Here is a 25,623-nt window from a genome sequence, read left to right as displayed (position 1 = left end):
GGGCAGGGGCCCGTCAGTCGAAGGTACCGGCAACGCGCCCGAGCAGCATAAAGGCCCGCGCAGTCCTCGTCTCGGCCAGCGCAGAAATATCCGCATCCGAAGCACCGTCTTCAAAAGCGACGAAGGTCTTGTCAAACCGGCGCAGAAAGTGATGCGCGGCGTCGCGGAAAATCGGGTCCTGTTTCATGCGCCCTGCCGTCAGCGCCAGTGAAGACCGGTCACGGATCCCTCCGAGCGAGGCCACCGGACGGCCCCGCACACCCCGGGCAAACTGACGCCAGACTTCGGTCCGCGCCCGGTCCGGCTGCAGGTCGTCCATGTATATCCCGTCCTGGCTGAGCAGGGTGAGCACATCCTGGGCCGCCTGGATCAGCTGTGCGGCAGGCCGGTCACGCAGCGCGCGGCGCAGCGCTGAGAACCCGGCCTCATCTTCCGAGGTTTCCGGAAAGTTGAGCGCGCGGATAAAATCGGCTGTGGCAAGCGGCGGAGCGATATCCTCGGAAGGGGTGCCAAGGGCAAGCACCGGCTGGTCATCGACCGGCTGCGGTGCAGGTGCAACGCGGGCATTCTGCGGGGCACCCTCGGGCTCGCGTCGCGACGTGAAAGTTGCCAGTACAGTTTCAGTTTTACGCGCAGCAGCAGCAATTTCGTCGAGCTTACGGGTGATAGAGGCCGCATCACTGCCGGCGCCGGCGGCATGGTTCTGTGCGATATAGGCATGGCGTATGGCGTCGATTGCGGTTTGCAGACGCTGGCTTTCCTCGCGCATCACCCGGCTCGACCGTGCGGCTGTGGCGGCGACCCAGATCATACCGACCGGCATAAACACCGACAGCATCACCATCACGAAACTCATGCTGCCCGGCTCCGCATTTCCGTCGCCCGACGGCATCAGCAGGAAAAACAACCCCGACGCCAGCAGCCAGAACACCGAAAGCGCGATGGCGATGATTTCGATGTTGGTGATGCCTTCGGTCTGCGGGCGGTCATAGATGCCCAGCGGCGTTGGCCGCGCCTGGGCCGGTGCATCTTCCTCGTCAGGTCTTTGGTCGGCCATGTCAGCTGGTCCTGTCAGGCGTAAACGATTTTGAGAACCTCGTAGGATTTCTCCCCGCCGGGCGTGCGCACTTCAACGCTGTCGCCCTCATCCTTACCAATCAGCGCCCGTGCAATGGGCGATTTGATGTTCAGCAGACCTTTTTCGATGCTGGCCTCGTGTTCGCCGACGATCTGCCAGGTTTTTTCCTCATCCGTGTCTTCATCCACGAGGGTCACGGTCGCACCGAATTTGATCGTGCCCGACATCTTTGACGGATCGATCACCTCTGCAAGGCCCAGAACACCTTCGAGCTCTTTAACACGGCCTTCGATAAAAGACTGCTTTTCGCGTGCAGAATGGTACTCGGCATTCTCAGACAGATCGCCGTGCTCGCGCGCTTCGGCAATCGCCTTGATGATCGCCGGACGTTCCACGGACTTCAGCTGCTTGAGTTCAGCCTCAAGTTCAGCATGTCCTTTGCGGGTCATCGGTATCTTGTCCATCGGCGCCTTCCACGAATTACAGCGGCCCGCCCGGTGTCGCCGGGGGGCCGCGGATCTCAGATGGTTCCTACCTGACCTGAGGGCGGGGTGAATTGCAAGGGGGTGCAACGGGCAGCCGGCGGGTTTTGGCGGCTGCTGCGGGGGCTCAGGTGTATTGTACGACCTCGTACTCGATCCCGTCATGATCGTGGAAGTAAAACCGAAGCCCCGGTTCATAATCCGCATGATTCACCGCAGTGAAACCTGCTTTGCTGACGGCTTTTTCTGTTGCCGCGATATCATCTACGGTCACAGCAAGATGGTTCAGCCCGCCGCGTGTTGTGTAGCTGTTGTCGCCCTCCTGTGTAGTCCGGGAGGGCTGATAAAGCGCGATATACGTGCGCTCCGTACCGACATGAACGGAAATTCCGCCATCAAGGCTCGGGCCCTGCCAGCGGATGTGCCAGTCAAAAAGCCCGCTCATCCATGCAGCGGTGGCTGTGGCGTCGGAGACGGTGATGTTTGCGTGTTCCAGTTCGGCGGGCATCGGGAATTTCCTTGTTCTGTTGTATGATTCCCGTCATCGTAATTCCTCAAGCTAACTTGAGGTCAAGGGGTCTGTCATGGCGGGACGCGACGGATTGAGCATTGGTGCGCTGGCGCAGAGAACCGGCCTCGCGGTTTCTGCAATCCGCTATTACGAGGAACAGGGGCTAATCCGGCCCTGGCGCAATCCGGGCGGACAGCGGCGGTTCGAACGCTCGGACCTTCGTCGCCTCAGCTTTGTAATCATTGCCCGGCAGTTCGGCTTTACGCTGCCTGAAATTCGCCGGGAGCTTGATCATCTGCCTGGCGGGCGGACGCCGACGAAAGCCGACTGGAAGAGGATATCCACCCGCTTTCGTGCAAGGCTGAACGCGCGGATCGAAACGCTGGAGCGGCTGCGGGATAATCTGGACGGATGCATCGGCTGTGGATGCCTGAGCCTGCCCACCTGCGCGCTCTACAACCCCGCTGACAAAGTGGCGGAGAAGGGCCCCGGTCCCCGCTATCTCATGGGTGACCGGCCCGGCTGACCACGCGGCGGTACGTGCACAAAAACCGGCCGCGAAAAGAGTTGGCGGGCGGTTTTGACGCTCCGTTGCGATTGCATTGTGCTAACGCCTGGTTTAGCCAATCGCGAGCGATTACTGATCCGGGAGTGCCATGCCGGACTGTCACAGAAGGGAAGCCGACCGATGACTGACACGCAACGCGAAGCAATGGAATACGATGTTGTAATTGTTGGTGCAGGGCCAGCGGGACTTTCCGCAGCGATCCGCCTCAAACAGCTTAATGCCGACTGTAACGTCGTGGTGCTGGAAAAAGGATCCGAGGTCGGCGCGCATATCCTCTCCGGTGCGGTGCTGGACCCCTCCGGTCTCAACGCGCTGATACCCGACTGGAAAGCCAAAGGCGCCCCCCTTAACGTTCCTGTGAAAGACGATAACTTCTATATGCTGGGTGAAGCAGGACAGCTGCGCATTCCGAACTGGCCGATGCCGCCGCTGATGAACAACCACGGCAACTACATCGTCTCCATGGGCAATGTCTGCCGCTGGATGGCGGAGCAGGCCGAAGAACTGGGTGTCGAGATTTTCCCCGGAATGTCCTGCTCTGAGCTGGTCTATGGTGAGAACGGCGAGGTCAAAGGCGTCGTTGCAGGCGAGTTCGGCAGGAACCCTGACGGCACCAGGGGCGACAGCTACGAGCCGGGCATGGAGCTGCACGGCAAATACGTCTTCCTCAGTGAGGGAGTGCGCGGGTCTCTGTCAAAACAGGTCATCGAAAAATACGAGCTCAGAGACGGCCGCGAGCCGCAGAAATACGGTCTCGGCATGAAAGAGATCTGGGAGATTGACCCGGCCAAACACAAAGAGGGCTCGGTTACACACACGATGGGCTGGCCGCTGGGCAGCAACGCGGGCGGTGGTTCCTTTATCTATCATCTTGAAAATAATCAGGTTTACGTTGGTTTCGTAGTTCACCTGAACTACAAAAACCCGCATCTTTTCCCGTATATGGAATTCCAGCGTTTCAAGCACCATCCGATGGTCGCGGATCTGCTGGAAGGCGGCAAACGCGTGGCCTATGGCGCGCGCGCGATCAGCGAAGGCGGATACCAGTCAATGCCCAGAATGGTGGCACCCGGTGTCGCTCTGCTGGGCTGTTCGGTGGGCATGGTCAACGTACCGCGCATCAAGGGCAATCATAACGCGATGCTCTCTGGCATGGCAGCCGCCGAAGCCGCATCCGCCGCGATTTCTGCAGAACGCAGCGGCGATGAACTCAACGATTATGAGACCACCGTACGCGAGGGAGCCATCGGACAGGACCTGAAAAAGGTGCGCAATGTTAAGCCGTTGTGGTCAAAACGCGGGCTGACCGCCAGTCTGGCACTGGGTGGGTTCGATATGTGGACGAATACCCTGGGGTTCTCGCTGCTCGGCACCATGGGGCATGGCAAAACCGACGCTGAGGCCACCGAAGAAGCATCAAAGCACAAAGTCATCGATTACCCGAAACCCGACGGAAAACTGTCCTTTGACCGGCTGACAAACGTGGCTTTCTCCTTCACCAATCATGAAGAAAACCAGCCTGCGCATCTGACGCTGAAGGATGCCTCCGTGCCCGTCGAAAGCAACCTGCCGAAATACGCGGGCCCCTCGGCGCGGTACTGCCCGGCCGGGGTTTATGAGTTCGTGGAAGAGGCGGGCAAAGACACCCGTTTTGTGATCAACTTCCAGAACTGCGTGCACTGTAAGACCTGTGACATCAAAGATCCTGCACAGAATATCGTCTGGACCACACCGCAGGGCGGCGACGGACCGAATTACCCCAATATGTGACGCAAAGCGGGTCCGTCGGCGCGCGATCGCCTGTCAGACCGGCAAAACGGTTGTCTGTGCGCAATAGTCGCCCCCCGCAGGTTTGCGGGACCATTGCGCCTGCCTGCGAACGTGCTAGCCTGCCCGCGCAGTCAAAAATAAGGGTACAAACTCATGCCTCGCCTGACCCATACATTTGCCGCCGTGGCACTTTCGCTGTCGCTTGCGGCGCCGCTTTCCGCACAGTCAGTCGCAGGTCCCTATCTTGCCGCGCGCGCCGCAGCCATTGAAAACGATTTTGAACAGGCAGCGTCTTATTTCACCCGCGCTCTGGCCCGTGATCCGCTGAACGTGCAGCTCATGGAAAGCGTCGTGGTGGCGCAGCTTGCGCTGGGGGAGATCGATAAATCCATACCTGTCGCGCGCACCCTGATCAGCACCGGCGAGACCAGCCAGATTGCTGATCTTGTACTGAAAATTGACAGCATCCGCGAAGGCGATTTTGACGGCATGCTGGATCCGCAGACCGAAGGCCGCGGGATCGGCCCGCTGGTGGACGGACTGCTGCAGGCCTGGGCCTATATGGGCAAAGGCGAGGTCAGCGAGGCACTCGCGGCCTTCGATGCGCTGTCCGAAGAAGTTGGCCTGCAGGGATTTGCATTGTTCCACAAAGCGATGGCGCTGGCCTCGGTGGGTGATTTTGAGGGGGCAGAGGCGATCTTTGCCGCCGACAGCGCCGGTGCAGCACTGCAGACCCGCCGCGGTGTTATTGCCCGTGTCGAAATCCTGTCTCAGCTGGAGCGGTTCGACGAGGCGCAGGAGCTGTTGCAGACCATGTTTGCCGGCGCCACGGACCCCGAGATCGATACTGTTGTCGCAACGCTGCAAGCCGCAGAGCCTTTGCCGTTCAGTCATGTAACTTCCGTCCAGGATGGTTTTGCTGAAGTTTTTTATACTGTCTCAGCCGCCCTGCGCGGCGAGACGAGTGCGGAATATACCGTGCTCTACGCTCAGGCAGCCCGCATCCTGCGTCCGGGTCACGTTGATGCCCTGCTGCTGACTGCAGAGCTTCTTGAAAATATGGAGCAGTACGGCCTGGCGATTGACGTCTACCGGCTCGTGCCGGCGGATGACCCCGCCTATCACGCCGCAGAACTTGGCCGCGCCGCTGCCCTGCGCCGGTCCGATAAGCCTGAGGCTGCGATAGAGGTGCTCGAACAGCTTTCTCGCAGTCACGGATTGCTGGCAACCGTGCATTCCGCCCTTGGCGACATTTACCGCCAGCAGGACCAGTTCGACCAGGCGGTGCTCTCGTATGACCGCGCGGTGGAGATTGCCGATGACACCGGCGCTTCAAGCTGGTTTCTGCATTATGCCCGCGCGATCTGTCATGAACGTCTGGGCAACTGGGAGCAGGCAGAAAGCGATTTCCGGGCGGCACTTGAGATCAACCCCGGCCAGCCACAGGTCCTGAACTATCTGGGTTACTCCCTGGTTGAGAAACAGATCAAGCTGGACGAAGCGCTCGGCATGATCGAAGAAGCCGTCGCCGCCAGCCCGGACAGCGGTTATATCATCGACTCGCTCGGCTGGGCGCTGTACCGGCTTGGCCGCTATGAAGAAGCGGTGCCGCATATGGAACGCGCCGTTGAGCTTATGGCGGTGGATCCGGTCGTCAACGACCACCTCGGCGATGTATACTGGGCCGTCGGACGCATCCGCGAGGCGGAGTTTCAGTGGGCCCGGGCGCTGTCGTTCGTCGGCCGCACGGACAGCTCGGATGATGCTGACCCTGATCGCATCCGCCGCAAACTGGAGATCGGGCTTGACGCCGTGCTCTCGGAAGAAGGCTCCGAGCCCCTGAAGATCGCGCGCGACTGACGGGGCGCAGAGCCATGCACACCCGGCGGGTTGTCCGCGTTTCCGCGCCGGCCAAGATCAACCTTGCACTGCACGTGACGGGGCAACAACCCGACGGGTATCACCTTCTTGATTCCCTGGTCATGCTCTGCAGCCCGGCTGATACACTGACCCTGCGTGAGGCATCTGAGAGCTATCTGGAGGTGACCGGGCCGATGGCAGGAGGGGTGCCAACGGATCTCAGCAATCTGGTGCTGAAAGCGGCCGGTGTAGCGGGGATCACAGCGCAGATAACGCTTGAAAAACACCTTCCTGCCGCGGCGGGTATCGGTGGCGGTTCGTCGGATGCCGCTGCCTGCCTGCGCGGGCTCAGCCTGCTGTCCGGAGCGTCCATGCCGGACCCGGCGGATCAGCTGGTTCTGGGTGCGGATGTGCCCGTGTGCCAGCACAATCAGCTGGTGCGCATGCAGGGCATCGGCGGTGATCTGACACTGCTCGGGCCGCCGCCGGACTGGCCTGTGGTGCTCGTTAATCCGCGCGTGGCAGTGCCCACAGCGCGGGTTTTCTCTGGGCTGAGAGAAAAGCAGAACGCGCCGATGCAGGGGGAATTTCCGATGAGCGGCGACAACCGGACACGGCTCGCCTGGCTCGCTGAGCAGCGCAACGATCTTCAGCCACCCGCCATTGCAGCAGAACCGGTGATCGGTGATGTTCTGGCGGCGCTGAATGAGAGGCCGGGCACGCTGCTGGCGCGCATGTCGGGCTCCGGTGCGACCTGTTTTGCGATCTTCTCGGACGTCAGTACGCGTGATGCGGCGGTCAGCCACCTGCGTACCGAACAACCCGGATGGTGGGTGATGCCAGCCAACCGGCTTAAGGCCGGATTTAACCCGGTGGTTCTGCCGCAGGACGGCTGATCAGCGGATGCGCTCGACAACGTAATCCGCCAGATCGGACAGCATTCCTTTGATATCGTGATCGGGCAGGGGAGCCAGCGCCTCACGGGCCTTTGCGGCCCAGCGACGTGCCTCGGCCGCTGTGTCGATCAGCGCGTTGTGCTTGTGCAAAAGTGCTATCGCATGATCCAGATCGCCGTCTTCCTGTTTGCCGCGCTCAATCGTGCGCTGCCAGAACGCGCGCTCTTCGGTGTCCGCCCGCGCCACTGCTTTGATCAGCGGCATCGTCAGCTTCCGCTCGCGGAAATCGTCGCCTATATTCTTGCCGGTTGCGCCGGGATCACCCTGCATATCCAGCAGATCGTCAACAATCTGGAATGCAATGCCGAGCGCATCGCCGTAGTCATAAAGCGCCCGGACCTGAGCATCCGGTGCCCCGGCGATCACCCCGCCCACTTCGGTAGCCGCGGAGAAAAGCGCCGCCGTTTTACCGCGTACCACCTGCAGATAAACCGCTTCGGTGGTTGCAAGATCCTGGCTGGCGGTGAGCTGCAGAACTTCTCCTTCGGCAATCGTGGCAGAAGCATTCGACAGAATATCCAGCACCCGCAGAGACCCCGTTTCGACCATCAGCTGAAAACTGCGTGAAAAGAGATAATCGCCCACAAGAACAGAAGACTTGTTATCCCACAGAAGGTTAGCCGTCGGGCGCCCGCGCCGCTGTCCGCTTTCATCGACCACATCATCATGCAGCAGAGTGGCCGTGTGTATGAACTCGACCGTGGCTGCGAGATGGATGTGATAGGGGCCCTCATAGCCACACAGATGCGCTGCGGCCAGTGTCAGCATCGGGCGCAGGCGTTTGCCGCCTGCATCCACCAGATGCGCTGTGACCTCCGGGATGCGCGGGGCATGCTCTGATGCCATGCGCGTGCGGATCAGCGTATTTACGGCCTCCATGTCGGATGCCAGCCATGCAGCCATCCGGTCATGCGGTTTTTGTGAATTTTCCGACTTCAGCATACTCTTGTCATCCGCAAGTCTCGACATCCCCGCCTGCATTGACGTACATCCCTGATATGAAGGAACTTTTGCGCAGCACCGACCCGACGATTATCGCCTTTGCGACGGCCCTTCTTCAGGGCGAAGATATAGACTGCTTCGCGCTGGACGTAAACATGAGCGTGCTCGAAGGCGGCATAGGAATCTTCCCGCGTCGCCTGATGGTCCGCGCGGATGATCATATCGCCGCAGAACGGGTGATGCGTGACAATGAAATCCCGCTGGGGCGATGACCGAAGAGCTCACACGCGACGCATTTCTGGGCGGAAAGCTCCATCTTCTGCAACCGGTGTCCGGGTACCGCGCTGGTGTCGACCCGGTACTGCTGGCGGCATCGGTGAAGGCCGTGGCGGGCCAGTCTGTGCTGGATCTGGGATGCGGGACGGGTGCTGCGGCACTGTGCCTCGGGGCGCGTGTGCCCGGCCTGAAACTGGCGGGCGTTGAGCTGCAACCCGGGTACGCGGCTCTGGCCCGGCGCAACGGTGGGGAAACCTTTGAGGTCTTTACCGGCGATGTTGCTGATCTGCCGGCCGGGCTCAGACAACGCCAGTTTGACCACGTGATCGCCAACCCGCCCTATTTCGACCCGCGACGGCGTCGCGCGGGGCGCGATGAGGGGCGTGAGACGGCCCTGGGCGAAAGCGTGCCTCTGGAAAAATGGGTGCGGGTGGCGGGGCGGCGTCTCGCTCCGAAAGGCTATGCGCATTTTATTCACCGCATTGAGCGGCTGCCTGACATTCTGGGCGCCCTCGACCACGATATGGGCAGCGTCGAGGTCCTGCCGCTCACGGCACGTGAAGGCCGCAGGCCGGAGCTTGCCATCCTGCGTGCGCGCAAATCGGGACGGGGCGCTTTCGTGCTGCATGCTCCGCTTGTCCTGCACGAAGGAGCCAGGCATACGAAAGATGCGGACAGCTACGTGCCGGCGGTGCGTGCGGTACTGCGCGATGGGGCAGCACTCACTTTCTGAGCAGAATTAAGCAGATTTTAAGGGTTCTCATGCCCATGCTGCGGTTGCGGCGTGACTTGAATCGCATGTTGTGATCAACTTAGTGTCGTAACCGCTGACAAACAGGAGGACTGAATGAGCGTAACCGCACATGTCGATCAACTGAAAAAGAAGCATCAAACCCTCAGTCACGCCGTAGAAGAAGCGCAACGCGCCCCCGGTGCTGATGATCTGGCAATCGCCAGCCTCAAAAAACAAAAACTGAAAATAAAAGAAGAAATCGCCCGTCTGACAAACTGACGGAACAACCGGGCGTGCGCGAAGAGAGCGCGCCGCCCGACGTCCGGCACACCCCGACCCTTCACAGAGAGCCTCAGACCAGCGTCAGCTCATCAGTGATATACGCGGTTTTGCCGATTTCATTCAGCATCCATTCCCGGAAAGCTTTGACCTGGGGTCTGTCTTCTGTGCCTTTGGGGCATAGAAAACGGAAACGCGCACCCGTCCGGATTGCCGTCCTGCAGGGCATAACCAGCCGCCCTTCGGCGATGTCTTTCACCACCAGCGCACGGCGTCCCAGGACCACGCCGACCCCGGCGAGTGCTGCATCGATCGCGTGATCCGCCTGACTGAACCGCGGCCCGTGGTCGGGTTCATAGTCTATCCCCATTGCCCGGAACCAGGCCGGCCAGTCGCAGGGCGGGTCCAGAAACCGGATCGAATCGTCAAAAATAAGCGGCGCTTTGGTGAGGCTCTGCGCATCCGGATACTGCCGCGCCATCGCGGGGGTCATGACGGGTGCGATCCACTCTTCCGCAAGCGGCAGGGAGTAAAGCCCCGGGTCATCACCACGGCCGAACCGGATCGCCACGTCAATGCCATCGCGTGCAAAGTCCATAATCCGCAGAGACGCCGAAAACCGCAGTTCGACCTCCGGGTGCAACTGAGCAAATTCATAGAGCCGCGGCGCCAGCCATTTCGCAGTGAAAGCGGGGCCTGCGGTGACTGTCAGCGTCTGTTCGTCCTGCAAACGTCGTGCGGCGCGCCAGGCAGCGCCAAGCGTGTTGAATCCGTCCTCGGCACCGGGGGCCAGGGCAGCGCCGGCTTCTGTCAGCTCCACCGCCCGGTTCAGGCGGCGAAAAAGCGGCGCGCCCAGATGTTCTTCAAGAGATTTGATCTGAAAACTCAGGGCCGCCGGGGTGACGGAGAGTTCCTCGGCCGCTTTGGCAAACGACATGTGCCTGGCCGCGGCATCAAAGGCGCGCAGGGCTGTGAGCGGAGGCAGGCGATCAGACATACCACTTAAGTATAACTTAACTGAAGCAATTAAAAGTCTCGTTTGTCAGCTTTGATCGCGATGAACATATTGGGGTCAGTTCAGAAAGATTTCAGATAACCCCCGAAAGGAACGGATAATGATCGAAGCTACAACAAACCCGCTGGCCCGCACTGCAATGCAACGCGCACATGAAGAACGTGCTCAGGCGATGCGTGATGCATGGCGCTGGCTGTTTCAGTCATCTTCCCGCTGACTGCTGCAGCAGTCTTACGGGATGAAAAAGGGCCGGCTCCGCGAGGAACCGGCCCTTTCTGTAAAGCTTAGCGGAATCAGACGAAAAACTGCGCGCCGTTCGCAGAAATCGTCGAACCGTTGATGAAGCCTGCGTCATCAGATGCAAGAAACGCCACGCAGCGCGCGATTTCCTCAGGCTCACCCAGACGTCCGGCCGGGATCTGCGCGATAATCGATTCGCGGACTTTCTCCGGCACTGCCATGACCATATCCGTCGCAATATAGCCCGGGCAGATTGCGTTGGCGGTAATGCCGGCGCGTGCACCTTCCTGAGCCAGAGACTTTACGATGCCCAGATCGCCGGCTTTGGTGGCGGCATAATTGACCTGTGCGAACTGACCCTTCTGACCGTTGATCGAGCTGATCACGATGATCCGGCCGAATTTACGCTCGCGCATGCCGGGCCAGACCGGATGGATTGTGTTGAAAACACCCGTAAGGTTTGTGTCGATCACCTCTTTCCACTGATCGGGCGTCATTTTGTGGAAGGGTGCGTCCCGGGTGATCCCGGCGTTGGCGACGACCACGTCAATCGGGCCAAGATCGGCTTCCACACCTTCAATACCCGCTTTGCTGGAGTCATAATCGGCCACGTTCCATTTGTAGGTTTTGATACCTGTCTCATCGGTGAATTTTGCAGCGGCTTCGTCGTTCCCGGCATAGGTTGCGGCAACAGAATAGCCTGCGTCCTTGAGAGCTCTGGAAATGGCGGCGCCGATTCCGCGGCTGCCTCCGGTGACTAGTGCGACACGGGACATATTGGGTACTCCTTGTTTGTCTGGAAATCTTTGTGCGCATATCAATAGGATTCGCGCAACATTATTGCGTAGCTAATCTCGCCCGACGGGCTGTTTCAGTGCAGCGGTTCGCAAAGGCACCGCTGCACCGTTTCAGGATCAGGGCCGTTCGAGGCACATGGCGACGCCCATGCCGCCACCGATGCAGAGCGTTGCAAGACCTTTTTTGGCGCCGCGGCGCTGCATCTCAAAGAGCAGCGTGTTCAGAATGCGGGCACCGGACGCACCGATCGGATGCCCGATCGCGATCGCACCGCCGTTGACGTTCACGACGGACGGATCCCATCCCATATCTTTGTTCACCGCGCAGGCCTGTGCGGCGAAAGCTTCGTTGGCTTCGACAAGATCCAGATCTTCCGCTTTCCAGCCGGCTTTCTCCAGCGCTTTGCGGCTGGCATAGATCGGGCCCGCACCCATAATGGACGGGTCAAGACCTACGGTGGCATAGCTTGCGATCCGGGCGAGCGGTTCGATGCCGCGCTTTTCGGCCTCATCTGCTGACATCACCAGTGCACCTGCCGCGCCGTCGTTAAGACCTGAGGCGTTGGCTGCCGTGACCGAACCGTCTTTGGTGAAAGCAGGACGCAGTTTCTGCATGGCTTCCATGGTTGCGCCGTGACGGATGTATTCGTCCTGGTCAACGATGGTGTCGCCCTTGCGCCCTTTGACGGTGAAAGCAACGATCTCATCAGCAAACTTACCGGCTTTCTGAGCCGCTTCGGCTTTGTTTTGCGAAGCAACGGCGAATTCATCCTGCTGATCACGGCTGATCTGCCATTTTTCAGCAACGTTTTCAGCGGTCTGACCCATATGATAGCCGTTGAAAGCATCCCACAGACCATCCCGGATCATGGTGTCGATATACTTCATGTCACCCATTTTGTGGCCGGCGCGCAGCGAAGCTGCATGCGGCGAAAGGGTCATGTTTTCCTGGCCGCCGGCAGCGACGATATCCGCATCACCGAGCTGAACATGCTGGGCGGCGAGGGCAACAGCGCGCAGACCGGAGCCGCAGACCTGATTGATTGTCCAAGCCGAGCTTTCCTGTGGGAAACCGGCATTGATATGAGCCTGGCGGGCCGGGTTCTGTCCCTGAGCCGCGGTCAGCACCTGACCGAGGATGGTTTCTGAAACTTCGGACGCATCAACGCCCGCCCTTGCGACCAGTTCCTGAAGAACGGCCGTTCCAAGCTCGCTTGCGGGGGTGTTTGCGAAAGATCCGCCGAAGCTGCCAACAGCAGTACGGGCGGCAGACGCGATAACGACATTCGTCATTGTATGTGGTCCTTTGCCATTTGCGGAGAGGACCAGGTGTGTCGGTTTACGTGCACAACAACCCCCTCCCGTTCTGTACGCAGGATCAATATCGCATCAGGTAACGGGCGGCAACAAGCTGTCCGGTCGCACCGCCCGCATGGCAGGGGTGCGCCGGAAACATACCTTTGGCGGGAGATTTCAGACGGCTTGTTTTATCCGCCCCTGAACCATCCAGTGCGGGCGCGTTGTAGGGGCGCCATAGAGATACCCCTGAAGGCAGTCGACCCCGAGGCTGACCAGCATATCGGCATCGGCCTGGGTCTCAACAAACTCGGCGACGGTCATCATGTCGAAGTGTTTCGCAATTGAGACAAGCGCTGATGTCATCGCCTGATTGTCCGGGCACCGGGATACGCCCTGAATGAACTGGCGGTCGATCTTTATAATGTCAAAACAGAAGTCCTTGAAATAGCGCAGTGCGGTGTACCCCGCGCCGAAATCATCCATGGCAAAGCAGATGCCGCGGATCTGCAACCGGTCCATGAAATCCACGACAAGCTCGGGCACCAGCATCGCGGAACCTTCGGTGATCTCGAGCACGAGCCTTTCAGCAAGTGTCGGATCGCGCGAGAGCCAGCGGTCAAGCGTCCGGTTCCAGGCCCGGTACCCGATCGAGCGTGCGGACATATTGACCGACAGGCGCAGATCCTGGTTCTCGTGCAATGCACGCAGCCCGAGCCCAAGCGCCAGCGTGTCCAGCTGCCGACCGGTTTCGGTGTTTTCGATCACATTGATGAAATCGCCTGCGGGGATGACCCGTCCGGTTTCGTCAAGCACGCGGATCAGCCCCTCGTAAAAGGCAACCCGCTCCTGCGCGCGGGCCTGCATGATCGGCTGATAGGCCAGCAGCACCTGTTTGTGCCGTATCGCTTCCTTCACCATATCGAGGGTTTGCTGGTCGCGTCGCGTCACTGCATAATCCAGCGGGCTCCCGGTGCCGGGCTGCATATCCGCCATCATCTTTTTACGGTCTCCGGGCATCGCAGGTCCTCGCTGGTAATCCGTGCAGGACATTGCCCGCGAACTCCTAAAATCAGATTAATATACCTGTTTTGTTCTAATTTGATCTGTGATCTTCTTAAATGGTCCGAATTAGCGAAAGACCGGAACAGCATGACCAGGCGATGCGACTGGGCAGGGCCCGAAGAGATTTATCTGCACTATCACGATACCGACTGGGGCGTGCCCGAATATGACAGCCGCGCGCTCTGGGAAAAGCTGGTGCTGGACGGATTTCAGGCCGGGCTGAGCTGGATTACGATCCTGAAAAAGCGTGAGAATTTCCGCACGGCATTTGCCGGTTTTGATCCGAATGTGATCGCCGGCTGGGGCGAAGAGGAGATCGCCGTTCTGCTGCAGAACCCCGGTATCATCCGGCACCGCGGCAAAATCGAAGCGACAATCAGCAATGCCCGGGTCTGGCAGCAGATTGAGGCTATGCAGGGTTTTGACCGCTTTTTATGGAATTATGTGGACGGCAGGCCGTTGCAGAACGCTTTTAAAACCCAGAAAGAAGTGCCGGCACAGACCCCGCTTTCACGAATAATTTCCAAGGATCTCAAGGCCCGCGGGTTCAAATTCTGCGGACCCACAATCGTCTATGCTTTCATGGAAGCGGTCGGCATGGTGAACGATCATCTGACCACCTGTCATCGCCATGCCGATATTGCGGCGATGGGGCGTTGACTCTGATCGGAACGGGCGTATAAGCGCGGCTTCATTGGTGTTGGTGGCTCCCGCGAGGGATCGCCTGTCAGGCCGCAGGGCCAGAGGACAACGCCCTTCACGCCCTCCGGGGCCATATATCGAAGGAGATCAGCCGTGACAAAACGCACGTCTGCCAAGTACAAAATTGACCGTCGCATGGGCGAAAACATCTGGGGCCGTCCGAAATCCCCGGTGAACCGCCGCGAATACGGGCCCGGCCAGCACGGCCAGCGCCGTAAGGGGAAAATTTCTGATTTCGGCATCCAGCTGCGCGCCAAGCAGAAACTTAAAGGCTACTACGGCGATCTGACCGAAAAGCAGTTCCGTCGCATCTATGGCGAAGCCGAGCGTGTCAAAGGCGATACCGGTGAAAACCTGATCGGCCTGCTTGAGCGCCGCCTTGACGCCGTTGTGTACCGCGCGAAGTTTGTGGCAACCGTTTTTGCCGCACGTCAGTTCGTGAACCACAAGCATGTGCGCGTGAACGGCCAGATCGTGAACATCCCGTCCTACCGTGTCAAAGAGGGCGACGTTATCGAGGTGCGTGACCGTTCCAAGCAGATGGCGGCACTGATCGAGGCCACACAACTTCCCGAGCGCGATGTGCCCGACTATATCGAAGCGGACCACTCCAAAATGAGCGCAAAATTCGTGCGCACCCCGGCACTGGGCGATGTGCCTTATCCGGTGATGATGGAGCCGAACCTCGTCGTCGAATTCTACGCCAAAAACTGACGCGCAGGATCATTGCAGAATTTAAGGCCGTGCCGGGATCCCCGGCGCGGCTTTTTCATATCCGGGCTCAGGCGGCGCGGGCGAGTACGGCGAAACTGGTGCGCGACGGCGGGCCTGAGGGAAAGGTGTAGAGGCTTTCGACGTCAAAACCGGCATCCCGCAGCAGACCTGTTACTTCATCAGTCCGGAAGGTGCGGTGCCGCCACTGCAGCCACACGATCACGTTGCACCAGTGCGGCTTTGAGACCACGAGCCAGAGGCGTGAACCGGGTGCTGCAAGTCTCCTGATGTCGCGCAGCGCGACGCCGGGGTCATCGAAGTGTTCGATGACGTGGGCCGCCAGCAGCACATCATACTGTTCCCGGGCGCCGGACCCGAGAGCGGCTACGCGCAGGCCCGGCGCAACTCCGCGCCGTTTGAGGGCCGCCTCCGCCACCTCAAGCATCGGGCGCGACGGATCTAGCAGCACAATCTCCTCCGGCACGCCGTTGATTGCGGTCCAGGCCTCTGCCATCGCGCCGGTGCCGGCCCCGATATCGATGACCCGCGCGGGGCGGTGCCGCGCTGGCGGCATATGCGATAAAAAGCCCAGATAGGCATCGAGATACCCCAGCAGCCGCATCTTATCCGACCAGGTCGGAGCGGCCGCCGCATAGCGGCGATCAAGATGCGCGGAACGGTCTTTCATGGCGGAAACGATGCCACAGCGCCGCTGCCGAGACAAGCAGGCGGCCATTGACGCCGGAGGCATGCTGTTGCATCAACCGGGCTTTGACACGGTGCCACGCGGGAGATCTGAAATGACTGCATATCCGAATTACGGCCGCATTGACGGCCCCGTCGTCATCATCGGTTTCGGGTCGATCGGCCGGGGCACGCTGCCTTTGATCGAGAGGCATTTCGACTATGACGCCGATCAGATGGTGGTGATCGAACCGAACGCGGATATGCACACCTTTCTCAGCCAGCGCAAAATCCGCCATCTGCAGGAAAAGATCACCAGGGCGAACTACCGCGACGTGCTTGGCGGGATTTTCAAAGATGGCAAAGGGTTCTGCGTAAACCTCAGCGTGGATACCTCCAGCCTTGATATCATGAAGTTCTGCCGCGAGCTGGGTGTGCTCTATATTGATACGGTGGTGGAGCCCTGGGAGGGTTTCTACTTTGAAACCACCGAAAACGCCGAGCGCACGAACTATGCGCTGCGCCAGAAGGTGCGCGACGAAAAAGCAGCCAGTCCCGGCGGGACGACGGCTGTCTCCTGCTGCGGCGCCAACCCCGGTATGGTGAGCTGGTTTGTGAAAGAAGCGCTGCTGACACTGGCGCGTGACACCGGCCGCGACGCGACGCCGCCCGCGAACCGTGCCGGCTGGGGTACCCTGATGCAGGGCCTCGGCGTCAAAGGCGTGCATATCGCCGAACGCGACACCCAGGCACGCGCCATCCCGCGCCCGCGCGGCACCTTCGTGAACACATGGTCGGTCGAGGGCTTCATTTCGGAAGGATTCCAGCCAGCCGAGCTCGGCTGGGGTACGCATGAAACCTGGATGCCCGAGAACGCACACAGCTATGACACCGGCTGTCAGTCCGCGATCTGGCTGGAACGTCCGGGTGCGATTACCCGCGTGCATACCTGGTGCCCGACACCCGGCCCGCAGTTCGGCTTTCTGGTGACTCACAACGAGGCCGTGTCGATCTCCGATTACTTCACCGTTGGTCCCGCAGATGCACCTGATTTCCGTCCGACCTGCCACTATGCCTACCACCCGTCAGATGACGCGGTGCTGTCGCTGCACGAGATGTTCGGCTCCGGCAAACAGCAGACAGTCCACCACATTATGGAAGAAGACGAGATTATCGAAGGCATCGATGAGCTTGGCGTGCTGCTCTACGGACACGAGAAAAACGCTCTCTGGTACGGCTCGCGGCTGTCGAATGCCGAAACCCGCGATCTCGCGCCCTATCAGAATGCCACCGGCCTGCAGGTAACATCTGCCGTGCTCGCGGGCATGGTCTGGGCGCTTGAAAATCCGGATGCCGGTATCGTAGAGACCGACGAGATGGACCACGCCCGCTGCCTTGAGGTGCAAAAACCCTATCTGGGCCCGGTGGAGGCCCATTATACCGACTGGACCCCGCTGCAGGACCGCTGGGAGCTTTTTCCCGAGGATATCGACGAAACCGACCCCTGGCTTTTTCGCAACGTGCTGGCCAGCTGACAGTACGTGTGCCGCAGAACGCGGAACCGGACAGGAGATGACGACATGACCACAGCGCTCCGGCCGCAACCCGGCATTATGGACATCGCGCTTTATCAGGGCGGCGCGTCAAAGATCGACGGCCAGCACGATCCGCTGAAACTGAGCTCCAATGAAAACCCTTTCGGGTGCAGCCCCGAGGCGATACAGGCGGTGGCCGCGGCAGCTGAGACCATGCACCGCTACCCCACGACTGACCACGCACCGCTGCGCGATGCCATCGCTGACGTGCATGGTCTGCCCGCCGAACAGATCATCTGCGGCGTAGGCTCGGATGAGCTGCTGACCCTGCTGGCCATGGCTTATGCCGGTCCGGGCGATGAGGTACTCTATACCGAGCACGGCTTCTCAATGTACCGCATCTTCGCGCTCTCGGCAGGGGCTGCACCGGTTGTGGCGCCGGAAACCGACCGCTGCGTGGATGTGGATGCGCTGATTGCGGCCATTACGCCCGCCACGCGCCTGATCTACATCGCAAACCCCGCCAACCCCACCGGCACCGCGCTTGGCACGGATCAGCTCGCGCGCCTCGCAGACGCGGTGCCTGCGCACTGTCTTCTCGTGCTCGACGGCGCTTATGCGGAGTTTTTTGAGGGCTATGACGGGGGTGCCGGTCTGGTGGCTGCACGCGACAACGTGGTCATGACACGGACCTTTTCCAAGCTCTACGGACTGGGCGGCCTGCGGGTTGGCTGGGCCTTTGCGCCGCGGCATGTGATCGACACGCTCAATCGTGTGCGCGGACCGTTTAACCTTTCAACAGTTGCTCTGGCCGGGGCAGAAGCCGCCATGCGTGACAGGGCTTTTGTCGATAAATGCCTGCGCGAGAACGCCGAACAGCGGGTCCGGCTGACCGGCGGGCTGCGCCAGCTCGGCATTGCCTGTGATGACAGCCGCGCCAATTTCGTGCTGGCCCGCTTTTCGGATGAAGCCGAAGCGCTCGCGGCCGATGCCCACCTGAAGAAATCGGGTATCCTCGTGCGTCTTGTGAAAGGCTATGGCTTTCCCCAGGCCCTGCGTATTACGGTGGGCGGTGCCGAAGACATGACCCGCGTTCTGGATGCGCTGGCAGCTTTCAGGGGAGCGACATGAGCGTCATCTACAACCGTGTTGCCCTGATCGGTCTCGGCCTCATTGCCTCGTCGATGTTCTGGGCGATGAAACGCGGCGGCCTCGCCGGCGAAGTCACGGGATACGCACGCAGCGCTGAGACACGCGATACCGCCCGCCGCATCGGCCTTTGTGACCGGGTCTGCGACAGCGCGGAAGAGGCGGTAAAAGACGCCGATCTCGTGGTGCTCTGCGTGCCCGTCGGTGTAATGGGGGCCGTGGCAGAGCAGATTGCTTCGTCTCTTAAATCGGGCGCTACGGTGACCGATGTCGGGTCAGTGAAACGCGATGTCATTAACAATGTGGCCCCGCACCTTCCGGAAGGCGTGCATTTCATCCCGGGTCACCCGTTGGCGGGGACTGAGCATTCGGGCCCGGAATCCGGTTTTGCTCAACTTTTTGACGGGCGCTGGTGTCTGCTGGTGCCTGTGGACGGCAGTGACCCGGCCGCGACAGCAAAACTGCGCAGTTTCTGGGAGGCGCTGGGATCAAACGTCAGCGAAATGGAAGCGGACCACCATGATCTCGTTGTTGCCGTGACCAGCCATGCGCCCCACCTGATTGCCTACACGATGGTGGGTGTGGCGGATGACCTTGGCCGCGTAACTGATTCTGAGGTGATAAAATACTCTGCGGGTGGTTTTCGCGACTTTACCCGGATCGCCGCGAGCGATCCGACGATGTGGCGCGATGTCTTTCTCAGCAACAAAGACGCCACGCTGGAAATCCTCGGACGGTTCACCGAAGAGCTCTTTGCGCTGCAACGCGCGATACGTACCGGTGACGGAGATCACCTTCACAGCTATTTCACCCGCACCCGGGCGATCCGCCGCGGCATCATCGAGGCGGGGCAGGACACCGATGCACCTGATTTCGGGCGCGCGGGCCCCCGGCAGCCGTGATGAGGCTGGCACTCAGCCTTCTACTGGTGGCAGGGATCGCGCAGGCCGGTCCCGAGACCTCTCCGCGACCGGAACTGCGCCCGGTGGCTGATCCGGTGACCAACCCCGTGACAACGCCTGAGCCGGCACCGGCACCGCCTGCCAGCAGCATACCGGGCCGGCGCGCCGACAGCGCAGCCCCCGTTGAGACGCAGGACGCGGACGGGGCGTCAGCAGAGGCACAGGGTGACAGCAGTCTCAGACCGCAGGCGAGGCCGCGCAAATTCGAACAGCGCGCGACAGAGAAAGCCCGGCTCAAAGCCCGCGGTGCGATCTGTGAAGACCCGGATATTCTCGGAGAAACCGTGGGCAGGGTCGCCTCGGGCGTGCAGGGCTGCGGCATTCCCTCGGCGGTCCGGGTACGCTCGGTTGCGGGCGTTTCGCTCAGCCCCGCCGCGGTGATGGACTGCACCACGGCCCGCACGCTGCGCCACTGGGTGGCCGTCTCTGCCATCCCGCGCGTCGCGGCCGAAGGCGGTGCGGATCTCGTAAACCTGCGCATCGTCGGGCATTACGCCTGCCGTCCGCGCAACAACCGCCCCGGCGCGCGCATTTCAGAGCACGGCAAAGGCCGCGCGATCGATATTGCCGAATTCCGGCTGAGTGACGGATCGGTCATTTCGGTCAAACGCGACTGGAATTCTAAAAAGGGCTTCCGGCCCCTGCGGGAAATGCACCGGGACGCCTGCGGTATATTCGGCACGGTCCTTGGGCCGCAGTCAGACCGGTTTCATGAGGATCATTTCCACCTCGACACAGCACGTCATCGCAGTGGATCTTACTGCCGCTAGCGCAGTATGAAGCGCGGCGCGGGTCCCAGGGGCAGGAAACCCACACGCACCTGACCACGTTCCAGTGTCAGCGTGACTTCGAACCTTTCGGGATTGCCGCCGGCCCCTGCCAGAGCGCTGAGCGCGCGTTCCACCTGAGGCCGGAAATCTGCAGAAAGCGCGCCGGCCGATACCGCCAGATCCAGCATCGCGCGCCAGTTGCGCGCCTGCAGAGGAACAGTACCCCAGGGCATGCCGGAGGCGTCGATTCCCAGATCTGCACTTGCCATAAGCAACAGTTCTCCCCAGCGGATTTCGGCACGGCTCAGATTGATCTGCTGAGGCTGCGGTCTGCGCTCTTCAAGCGCGCGCCGGTCCCAGGGCCGGTCAAACTGAACCTGCATGCGCGCCCCGAAGGCGTCAAACGCCACCGGCCAGTCCTGCGGAATCCGCAGCCGCTGGCGCGGGACCTGGCCGGGTGTCAGCCCGGTGGCGTTCAGGCGCATCGTGTAACGCGCCGGATCTGCCTCATCCTGCACCATTGACACCTCAGTGGCACCGGCCGTCAGGACGGTGCCGGCGGGGTCCTCCAGCGTCCAGGCCGAAGCGCCGAAGCGCAGCGCGCGAAGCTCAAGCGCACTGCCGGGTGTCAGGCGAAGGGCAGCATGCCCATCTTCCAGCAACACCGAGGACCTGCCTTCAGGACTGGCCAGCAGAATCCTGTCGTCGGGAAAGATCACATCCGCCTCGCCCAGCCACCAGGCAGGGCTGGTCAGCCGCAGCACGCTTGCTTCGACAGCAACGCCTGTGGCGGGATCGGCCAGGGCCGGCGCGCGGAGGCTCAGAGCAATCCGGAAAGGATAGCCCGATACTCTGATCGCGGCATAGTCCGCCTGCCAGCCCTCCGCCCGGCGCTGCTCGAACCAGTCGGTGATGCCCGCGCGCAGGGACAGCGCCGCAAACGCCCACCAGCCGGACCAGAGCAGAACGACCAGAACAGCCAGCCACAACAACCGACGCATGACGACCCCCTTTTCCTTACCGTCGATTTGAGGTTTACGCATTGCAAGCGAGGAGAACCAGCACGATGACAATGTGGGTATTCGGATACGGCAGTCTCTTGTGGAATCCGGGATTTGAGGTGGCCGAGCAGGTGGTGGCGACACTGCCGGGGTATGCACGGTCTTTCTGCATGCATTCGATCCACCACCGGGGCACCGAAGAGGACCCTGGGCTGGTGCTGGCACTCGATGAGGACCCCGCGCATGCCTGCGAAGGCGTAGCTCTTGCGGTGGCAGCCGGTCGCGAAGAAGCCACGCTGGCCTATCTGCGCGAACGTGAGCTGATTTCCTCGGCCTATATCGAGCGCGACCTCGCCATTGACCTGCACGACGGGCGCCGGGTCACGGCGCTGGTCTATGTCATCAACCCCGGACATGTGCAGTACTGCGGAGGTATGCCGCTCGAAGAGCAGGCGCAGATCATCGCGCGGGCGCGCGGCGGCATGGGCCCGAATGATGAATATCTCTACAACACTGCCCGCCATCTGAGCGAAATCGGTCTGCATGACCCCGATCTGGAATGGCTGAGCCACCGTGTCCGCGCGCTGCGGGCATAATTTCTTGGCGCTTGTTAATGTTTTCGGTGTAAGCTGCCGCAAGAGCAGAACAATAAAGGTCAGGAGCAGGAACGCATGGCGTTGCCGGACCCCGAAGTAAGACCCGTCTTTTCGCAACCTGTGCGTCAGATTTCACTGATGCTGATCGTCCTGGCGCTGTCAGGCTTCGGCATTTTTCTGGCCCTGCCCAGCGTCCTGCCGGTGTTTGAGGCAAACCCATACCTCAACGGCTTCATCATCTTTGTTTTCGTAATCGGCGTTGTGGCCTGTTTCTATCAGGTCACACAGCTGATCGGATCGGTGCGCTGGATCGAACGCTTTGCCACGGACACGCTGGATGCGAGCATCAGGCCGCCGCAACTTCTGGCGCCGCTGGCCTCGCTGCTGCGCCAGCGCGGTGCCCGCATGCAGGTCAGTGCCACGTCAACACGGTCCATCCTTGAATCTGTGGCGACCCGGATCGAGGAAGTCCGCGAAATCACACGATATATCGTCAGCATGCTGATTTTCCTCGGTCTTCTGGGGACTTTTTACGGGCTTGCCACCACTGTGCCGGCCATCGTTGATACAATCAGCAGTCTCGCACCCGAAGAAGGCGAGGGCGGTGTCGAGGTCTTCAACCGCCTGATGAGTGGCCTGCAGGTTCAGCTGGGCGGCATGGGCGTGGCTTTTGCCTCATCCCTGCTCGGTCTCGCAGGCTCCCTGATTGTGGGCCTGCTGGAACTGTTCGCCGGTCACGGGCAGAACCGGTTTTACCGAGAACTTGAAGAGTGGCTGAGCAGCATCACCCGCGTCGGATTTTCCTCCGGCGATGAAGGGGGCGGTGATCAGCATGTAATGGCCAGTGTGGTCGAACATATGGCCAGCCAGATGGACGCGCTGCAGCAGATGTTCGTGCATGCCGATCAGCGCAGTATGGCGGTCGATGACCAGATGAATGCCGTTGTCGGATCAATCGAAAAACTTGGCCAGCAGATTGCGAACACTGACGGCCCGGAGACAGCGCTGGAACGCGTGGCAGCCGGGCAGGAACGGCTCATTGCGCTCATCGAGGCACAGGGGCAGGGCGGCGATGGTATCGACGCCGAAAGCCGGATGCGCCTGCGGTCAATTGACGTGCAGATGCTGCGCATTCTCGAAGAAATTTCTGCCGGCCGTCAGGAAAGCATGTCTGAACTGCGCATGGACATCTCAAAGCTGGCGGATGCGATCAGACCACGTCGTCCGCGCCCCGCGCCGCGCCCCCCGGGTTCTGAGGGCAGCTGACCATGGCGCTTTCGCGACGCACAGGTGCACGGTTTCAGGCGTCTATCTGGCCCGGTTTCGTGGACGCGATGACCGGCCTTTTGCTGGTGCTGATGTTCGTGCTGACGATCTTTATGATCGTGCAGTTTGTGCTGACGGAACGCATTACAGGACAGGAAAGCGAGCTCGACCAGCTGGCGGGTGAGGTTGCGGCCCTTGCACAGGCTCTTGGCCTCGAAGAGCAGACCACGCAGAACCTGCGCAACCGGGTCGGCGCGCTGGATGCATCGCTCTCAGATGCTGAAAACCGCATCGCAGCACTTACGGCGACCCGCGACGCACAGGCGACGGCACTGGAAACGGCGCGCACGCAGATCACCGGTTTTGAGGCACAGGTTGCCGCTCTGATTTCACAGCGGGACAATGCACTGGGCAACGTTGCTGCGCTTGAGCAGGAGCGCGCAGACCTGCAGAGCGCGCAGGCTGCTTTGATGAGCGAGCAGGAGGCGCTGAACCTCGCGCTCGCAGCTGCGCGCGAAGAGGTCAGCGCGCAGGAGGAAGCCGCGCGTCTGGCGGCGGCCCGCCGGGAGGCACTCGACGCGCTGGTGGCGGACCTGCGCGCGCGAAATGCCGATGCAGAGGCGCAGATCGGGCAGCTTGCACAGGATCTGGACGCCACGGCAGAGGCGCTGAGCGAGGAAGAGGCTGCACGGCTTGCCGAAGCGGCTGCGGCTGAGGCACTGCGCAACAGGCTCGAAGACGCCGATGCGGAACTTACGGCAATGACCCTTGCACTTGAGGCACAGCGCCAGGAGGCAGAGGACACGCTGACGTTGCTTGCCGCGGCGCGGGCGGCCGAGGCTGATCTGGACACCGAACTCGCAGCGGCACTCCTGCAGCTGGAAGGTCTGGAAGGGCAGGGCGAAGAGATAAGCGCAGAGCTGGCACAGATCCGGCTGGAACGCGACGGTCTGCAGATCCGCCTGGAAGCGGCTCAGGCGCAGCTTGACGAGACACAAAGTGCGGCCGCTGAAGAGCTGGCCGCGCGTCGTGCCGCAGAGGCCGCTCTTCTTGAAACACGCGAGCGGAGCGCTGAAGAGCAGGACGCTCTGCGTGCCCGTCTGGCGCAGGCACTGGCCGCGAAACTGGCGGCTGAGGCTGTGGCAGAGGACGAAACAACCGATGCTGAGCGCCGGGCGGCCCTGCTGGCGGAGGCGCGGCGCGCCCTCTCAGAAGAGGAGGCGACAAGCGCGGCCGCACAGCGCCAGACCGAGTTGCTGAACCAGCAGGTTGCTGCTTTGCGCCAGCAGCTTGGCGGTCTTCAGGCGCTCCTTGATGACGCAAAAGAACGGGACTCCGCGCAACAGGTTCAGCTGCAGTCTCTCGGGTCAGATCTTAATACCGCACTGGCGCGGGTTGCGGCCGAAGAGCGGCGCCGCGCGGAACTTGAAGCAGCCGAACGCCGGCGGCTCGAAGCGGAAGCCGCGCGTCTTGCTACTCAGGCGGAAGACCTTGAGCAGTATCGGTCGGAGTTTTTCGGGAGGCTGCGGGATGTGCTTGGCCGCCAGGAAGGCGTGCGGATTGAGGGCGACCGTTTTGTCTTCTCCTCAGAAGTTCTCTTTGAGCCGGCGCGGGCAGATCTGTCGCCGGAGGGCCGGGAAGATGTGGCCAAGGTTGCGCGCATTATTTCCGGCGTTGCAAATGATATTCCATCCGGAATTGAATGGATTATCCGTGTGGACGGGCACACCGACAACCTGCCTCTCTCCGGGCAGGGCGAGTTTGCGGATAACTGGGAACTGAGCCAGGCGCGGGCACTGTCGGTTGTCCGTTACATGGTGGACAATCTCGGCATTCCCCCGCAACGGCTGGCCGCCAACGGATTTGGAGAATTCCAGCCCGTTGCAACCGGAGACAGCGAAGAGGCCCGTGCACAGAACCGGCGCATTGAGCTGAAATTCACGGAAAGATAGTGCGAACGGCGCGGGCGGTTAGTGAAAGAGTGGCAAACTGGTATGGGCCCGCCCCGAAGGCTGGCCTTTCCATGACCTGCCCCTGCTGCCAAAGCCTGGCAATTCCGGATTGTGTTTCCTGTGAAAATGCGGTGCGGGAAACTTTGTCACTGACTTAAATTGTTTTTTTCATTCACCGCCTCGTGATGTTTCTAAGGCGTCCCGCAACACCTGTGCCGTGTATTTCAGTTGCTGTGGAATGGTGACGCGCGAGCCTGCGTGTCACGCCGCGGGCTGCTTGGACTCAGGCGCAGTGGACTCCTGCGATTTATCTGCCCGTCACTCAGGCATCGATCAGTTAAAATCTGCGCGTTTTCGCGCTTTCAGGATACAGGTACGACAGCCCTTGCTGCAGCACACCGGTCGGCCGTTCCCCGCAACCGGC

At 61.0% G+C, this 25,623-nt stretch carries 26 protein-coding genes; 16 read left to right on the top strand and 10 right to left on the bottom strand.

Annotation, left to right across the window (positions count from 1 at the left end; translation table 11 throughout):
* Window positions 1-13: 13 nt before the first annotated feature.
* The 3 genes from G3256_RS14485 to G3256_RS14475 all read right to left on the bottom strand — a co-directional run bounded on the left by G3256_RS14485 (window position 14) and on the right by G3256_RS14475 (window position 2,068).
* Window positions 14-1,057: a hypothetical protein gene (locus G3256_RS14485; protein WP_169641505.1), complete on the bottom strand. Its 1,044-nt coding sequence runs from the start codon at window positions 1,055-1,057 to the stop codon at window positions 14-16.
* 14 nt (window positions 1,058-1,071) lie between these two features.
* Entirely contained in the window at window positions 1,072-1,542 is a 471-nt protein-coding gene (gene greA / locus G3256_RS14480; protein WP_169641504.1) for a transcription elongation factor GreA, read from the bottom strand.
* A gap of 145 nt (window positions 1,543-1,687) precedes the next feature.
* Window positions 1,688-2,068, bottom strand: a complete 381-nt coding sequence (locus tag G3256_RS14475; RefSeq protein WP_169641503.1) for a VOC family protein — start codon at window positions 2,066-2,068, stop codon at window positions 1,688-1,690.
* Window positions 2,069-2,144: 76 nt separating this feature from the next.
* On the opposite strand from G3256_RS14475, the gene soxR reads away from it, so the two are divergent.
* The 4 genes from soxR (at window position 2,145) to G3256_RS14455 (ending at window position 7,165) form a co-directional block, all read left to right on the top strand.
* Window positions 2,145-2,597 (top strand): redox-sensitive transcriptional activator SoxR, encoded by a 453-nt coding sequence (gene soxR / locus G3256_RS14470; RefSeq protein ID WP_169641502.1) that lies wholly within the window; start codon window positions 2,145-2,147, stop codon window positions 2,595-2,597.
* A 162-nt stretch (window positions 2,598-2,759) separates the two neighbouring features.
* Window positions 2,760-4,409: an electron transfer flavoprotein-ubiquinone oxidoreductase gene (locus G3256_RS14465; RefSeq protein ID WP_169641501.1), complete on the top strand. Its 1,650-nt coding sequence runs from the start codon at window positions 2,760-2,762 to the stop codon at window positions 4,407-4,409.
* A 153-nt stretch (window positions 4,410-4,562) separates the two neighbouring features.
* The gene (locus G3256_RS14460; protein ID WP_169641500.1) at window positions 4,563-6,269 is read left to right on the top strand and encodes a tetratricopeptide repeat protein; all 1,707 of its coding nucleotides are present in this window, start codon (window positions 4,563-4,565) and stop codon (window positions 6,267-6,269) included.
* Between the two features lie 14 nt (window positions 6,270-6,283).
* A complete protein-coding gene (locus tag G3256_RS14455; RefSeq protein WP_169641499.1) occupies window positions 6,284-7,165 on the top strand; it encodes a 4-(cytidine 5'-diphospho)-2-C-methyl-D-erythritol kinase in 882 nt (293 codons plus the stop codon).
* Here the strand turns inward: G3256_RS14455 and G3256_RS14450 are convergent, their stop codons facing one another.
* Window positions 7,166-8,167, bottom strand: a complete 1,002-nt coding sequence (locus G3256_RS14450; RefSeq protein WP_206040743.1) for a polyprenyl synthetase family protein — start codon at window positions 8,165-8,167, stop codon at window positions 7,166-7,168.
* A gap of 56 nt (window positions 8,168-8,223) precedes the next feature.
* Here G3256_RS14450 and G3256_RS14445 point away from each other — a divergent pair, with 56 nt between their 5' ends.
* The 3 genes from G3256_RS14445 (at window position 8,224) to G3256_RS14435 (ending at window position 9,455) form a co-directional block, all read left to right on the top strand.
* The gene (locus tag G3256_RS14445) at window positions 8,224-8,439 is read left to right on the top strand and encodes a putative signal transducing protein (protein ID WP_169641498.1); all 216 of its coding nucleotides are present in this window, start codon (window positions 8,224-8,226) and stop codon (window positions 8,437-8,439) included.
* On the top strand, window positions 8,436-9,176 hold the full coding sequence (locus tag G3256_RS14440; protein WP_169641497.1) for a tRNA1(Val) (adenine(37)-N6)-methyltransferase: 741 nt from the start codon (window positions 8,436-8,438) through the stop codon (window positions 9,174-9,176). Before G3256_RS14445 ends, G3256_RS14440 begins: the two co-directional genes overlap by 4 nt.
* Window positions 9,177-9,290: 114 nt before the next feature.
* Window positions 9,291-9,455: a YdcH family protein gene (locus G3256_RS14435; RefSeq protein ID WP_169641496.1), complete on the top strand. Its 165-nt coding sequence runs from the start codon at window positions 9,291-9,293 to the stop codon at window positions 9,453-9,455.
* A 73-nt stretch (window positions 9,456-9,528) separates the two neighbouring features.
* On the opposite strand, the gene G3256_RS14430 is transcribed toward G3256_RS14435, so the two are convergent.
* The 4 genes from G3256_RS14430 to G3256_RS14415 form a co-directional block, all read right to left on the bottom strand.
* The gene (locus G3256_RS14430; RefSeq protein WP_169641495.1) at window positions 9,529-10,452 is read right to left on the bottom strand and encodes a transcriptional regulator GcvA; all 924 of its coding nucleotides are present in this window, start codon (window positions 10,450-10,452) and stop codon (window positions 9,529-9,531) included.
* A gap of 311 nt (window positions 10,453-10,763) precedes the next feature.
* Window positions 10,764-11,486 carry an acetoacetyl-CoA reductase gene (gene phbB / locus G3256_RS14425; protein ID WP_169641494.1) on the bottom strand — a complete coding sequence of 241 codons (723 nt, stop codon included), beginning with the start codon at window positions 11,484-11,486 and terminating at the stop codon, window positions 10,764-10,766.
* A 138-nt stretch (window positions 11,487-11,624) separates the two neighbouring features.
* A complete protein-coding gene (locus tag G3256_RS14420) occupies window positions 11,625-12,800 on the bottom strand; it encodes an acetyl-CoA C-acetyltransferase (protein ID WP_169641493.1) in 1,176 nt (391 codons plus the stop codon).
* A 180-nt stretch (window positions 12,801-12,980) separates the two neighbouring features.
* Window positions 12,981-13,823 (bottom strand): EAL domain-containing protein, encoded by an 843-nt coding sequence (locus tag G3256_RS14415; protein ID WP_169641492.1) that lies wholly within the window; start codon window positions 13,821-13,823, stop codon window positions 12,981-12,983.
* A gap of 132 nt (window positions 13,824-13,955) precedes the next feature.
* On the opposite strand from G3256_RS14415, the gene G3256_RS14410 reads away from it, so the two are divergent.
* Complete coding sequence (locus tag G3256_RS14410; RefSeq protein WP_169641491.1) at window positions 13,956-14,528, top strand: DNA-3-methyladenine glycosylase I; 573 nt, start codon at window positions 13,956-13,958, stop codon at window positions 14,526-14,528.
* Between the two features lie 135 nt (window positions 14,529-14,663).
* On the top strand, window positions 14,664-15,284 hold the full coding sequence (rpsD, locus tag G3256_RS14405; RefSeq protein WP_169641490.1) for a 30S ribosomal protein S4: 621 nt from the start codon (window positions 14,664-14,666) through the stop codon (window positions 15,282-15,284).
* A gap of 67 nt (window positions 15,285-15,351) precedes the next feature.
* Here the strand turns inward: rpsD and G3256_RS14400 are convergent, their stop codons facing one another.
* Window positions 15,352-15,972 (bottom strand): class I SAM-dependent methyltransferase, encoded by a 621-nt coding sequence (locus G3256_RS14400; RefSeq protein WP_246227624.1) that lies wholly within the window; start codon window positions 15,970-15,972, stop codon window positions 15,352-15,354.
* 112 nt (window positions 15,973-16,084) lie between these two features.
* On the opposite strand from G3256_RS14400, the gene G3256_RS14395 reads away from it, so the two are divergent.
* From G3256_RS14395 to G3256_RS14380, 4 genes are read left to right on the top strand one after another with little or no spacing between them, the layout of a single operon-like run.
* Complete coding sequence (locus G3256_RS14395) at window positions 16,085-17,503, top strand: homospermidine synthase (protein ID WP_169641489.1); 1,419 nt, start codon at window positions 16,085-16,087, stop codon at window positions 17,501-17,503.
* Between the two features lie 45 nt (window positions 17,504-17,548).
* Window positions 17,549-18,634, top strand: a complete 1,086-nt coding sequence (hisC, locus tag G3256_RS14390; protein ID WP_169641488.1) for a histidinol-phosphate transaminase — start codon at window positions 17,549-17,551, stop codon at window positions 18,632-18,634.
* Entirely contained in the window at window positions 18,631-19,554 is a 924-nt protein-coding gene (locus tag G3256_RS14385; RefSeq protein WP_169641487.1) for a prephenate/arogenate dehydrogenase family protein, read from the top strand. The genes hisC and G3256_RS14385 overlap by 4 nt, the downstream gene beginning before the upstream one ends.
* Complete coding sequence (locus tag G3256_RS14380) at window positions 19,554-20,384, top strand: extensin-like domain-containing protein (RefSeq protein ID WP_343044360.1); 831 nt, start codon at window positions 19,554-19,556, stop codon at window positions 20,382-20,384. Before G3256_RS14385 ends, G3256_RS14380 begins: the two co-directional genes overlap by 1 nt.
* Here the strand turns inward: G3256_RS14380 and G3256_RS14375 are convergent.
* On the bottom strand, window positions 20,381-21,385 hold the full coding sequence (locus G3256_RS14375) for a DUF2125 domain-containing protein (protein WP_169641485.1): 1,005 nt from the start codon (window positions 21,383-21,385) through the stop codon (window positions 20,381-20,383). The two genes, G3256_RS14380 and G3256_RS14375, sit on opposite strands and share 4 nt — an antisense overlap.
* A 65-nt stretch (window positions 21,386-21,450) precedes the next feature.
* Here G3256_RS14375 and G3256_RS14370 point away from each other — a divergent pair, with 65 nt between their 5' ends.
* The 3 genes from G3256_RS14370 to G3256_RS14360 all read left to right on the top strand — a co-directional run bounded on the left by G3256_RS14370 (window position 21,451) and on the right by G3256_RS14360 (window position 25,199).
* Window positions 21,451-21,981, top strand: a complete 531-nt coding sequence (locus tag G3256_RS14370; RefSeq protein ID WP_169641484.1) for a gamma-glutamylcyclotransferase — start codon at window positions 21,451-21,453, stop codon at window positions 21,979-21,981.
* A 75-nt stretch (window positions 21,982-22,056) separates the two neighbouring features.
* Complete coding sequence (locus tag G3256_RS14365; RefSeq protein WP_169641483.1) at window positions 22,057-23,247, top strand: biopolymer transporter ExbB; 1,191 nt, start codon at window positions 22,057-22,059, stop codon at window positions 23,245-23,247.
* A gap of 2 nt (window positions 23,248-23,249) precedes the next feature.
* Entirely contained in the window at window positions 23,250-25,199 is a 1,950-nt protein-coding gene (locus tag G3256_RS14360; RefSeq protein WP_169641482.1) for a peptidoglycan -binding protein, read from the top strand.
* Window positions 25,200-25,623: the final 424 nt, after the last annotated feature.

It is taken from the genome of Roseobacter ponti (genome assembly GCF_012932215.1).
Lineage (GTDB): Bacteria > Pseudomonadota > Alphaproteobacteria > Rhodobacterales > Rhodobacteraceae > Roseobacter > Roseobacter ponti.
Note: the sequence above shows the minus strand (reverse complement) of the source record. Positions and strands in the feature narration are given on the sequence as shown.

Excerpts from the sequence above, each read along its gene's own strand:
- G3256_RS14445 (WP_169641498.1), top strand. The coding sequence starts at position 8,224 with ATGAAGGAACTTTTGCGCAGCACCGACCCGACGATTATCGCCTTTGCG.
- greA (WP_169641504.1), bottom strand. The coding sequence starts at position 1,542 with ATGGACAAGATACCGATGACCCGCAAAGGACATGCTGAACTTGAGGCT.
- G3256_RS14365 (WP_169641483.1), top strand. The coding sequence starts at position 22,057 with ATGGCGTTGCCGGACCCCGAAGTAAGACCCGTCTTTTCGCAACCTGTG.
- G3256_RS14410 (WP_169641491.1), top strand. The coding sequence starts at position 13,956 with ATGACCAGGCGATGCGACTGGGCAGGGCCCGAAGAGATTTATCTGCAC.
- G3256_RS14475 (WP_169641503.1), bottom strand. The coding sequence starts at position 2,068 with ATGCCCGCCGAACTGGAACACGCAAACATCACCGTCTCCGACGCCACA.
- G3256_RS14440 (WP_169641497.1), top strand. The coding sequence starts at position 8,436 with ATGACCGAAGAGCTCACACGCGACGCATTTCTGGGCGGAAAGCTCCAT.
- G3256_RS14385 (WP_169641487.1), top strand. The coding sequence starts at position 18,631 with ATGAGCGTCATCTACAACCGTGTTGCCCTGATCGGTCTCGGCCTCATT.
- hisC (WP_169641488.1), top strand. The coding sequence starts at position 17,549 with ATGACCACAGCGCTCCGGCCGCAACCCGGCATTATGGACATCGCGCTT.
- G3256_RS14395 (WP_169641489.1), top strand. The coding sequence starts at position 16,085 with ATGACTGCATATCCGAATTACGGCCGCATTGACGGCCCCGTCGTCATC.
- G3256_RS14430 (WP_169641495.1), bottom strand. The coding sequence starts at position 10,452 with ATGTCTGATCGCCTGCCTCCGCTCACAGCCCTGCGCGCCTTTGATGCC.
- G3256_RS14450 (WP_206040743.1), bottom strand. The coding sequence starts at position 8,167 with ATGCTGAAGTCGGAAAATTCACAAAAACCGCATGACCGGATGGCTGCA.
- G3256_RS14485 (WP_169641505.1), bottom strand. The coding sequence starts at position 1,057 with ATGGCCGACCAAAGACCTGACGAGGAAGATGCACCGGCCCAGGCGCGG.
- G3256_RS14455 (WP_169641499.1), top strand. The coding sequence starts at position 6,284 with ATGCACACCCGGCGGGTTGTCCGCGTTTCCGCGCCGGCCAAGATCAAC.
- G3256_RS14460 (WP_169641500.1), top strand. The coding sequence starts at position 4,563 with ATGCCTCGCCTGACCCATACATTTGCCGCCGTGGCACTTTCGCTGTCG.
- G3256_RS14415 (WP_169641492.1), bottom strand. The coding sequence starts at position 13,823 with ATGCCCGGAGACCGTAAAAAGATGATGGCGGATATGCAGCCCGGCACC.
- phbB (WP_169641494.1), bottom strand. The coding sequence starts at position 11,486 with ATGTCCCGTGTCGCACTAGTCACCGGAGGCAGCCGCGGAATCGGCGCC.
- G3256_RS14420 (WP_169641493.1), bottom strand. The coding sequence starts at position 12,800 with ATGACGAATGTCGTTATCGCGTCTGCCGCCCGTACTGCTGTTGGCAGC.
- G3256_RS14360 (WP_169641482.1), top strand. The coding sequence starts at position 23,250 with ATGGCGCTTTCGCGACGCACAGGTGCACGGTTTCAGGCGTCTATCTGG.
- G3256_RS14380 (WP_343044360.1), top strand. The coding sequence starts at position 19,554 with ATGAGGCTGGCACTCAGCCTTCTACTGGTGGCAGGGATCGCGCAGGCC.
- soxR (WP_169641502.1), top strand. The coding sequence starts at position 2,145 with ATGGCGGGACGCGACGGATTGAGCATTGGTGCGCTGGCGCAGAGAACC.
- G3256_RS14435 (WP_169641496.1), top strand. The coding sequence starts at position 9,291 with ATGAGCGTAACCGCACATGTCGATCAACTGAAAAAGAAGCATCAAACC.
- G3256_RS14370 (WP_169641484.1), top strand. The coding sequence starts at position 21,451 with ATGACAATGTGGGTATTCGGATACGGCAGTCTCTTGTGGAATCCGGGA.
- G3256_RS14375 (WP_169641485.1), bottom strand. The coding sequence starts at position 21,385 with ATGCGTCGGTTGTTGTGGCTGGCTGTTCTGGTCGTTCTGCTCTGGTCC.
- G3256_RS14400 (WP_246227624.1), bottom strand. The coding sequence starts at position 15,972 with ATGAAAGACCGTTCCGCGCATCTTGATCGCCGCTATGCGGCGGCCGCT.
- G3256_RS14465 (WP_169641501.1), top strand. The coding sequence starts at position 2,760 with ATGACTGACACGCAACGCGAAGCAATGGAATACGATGTTGTAATTGTT.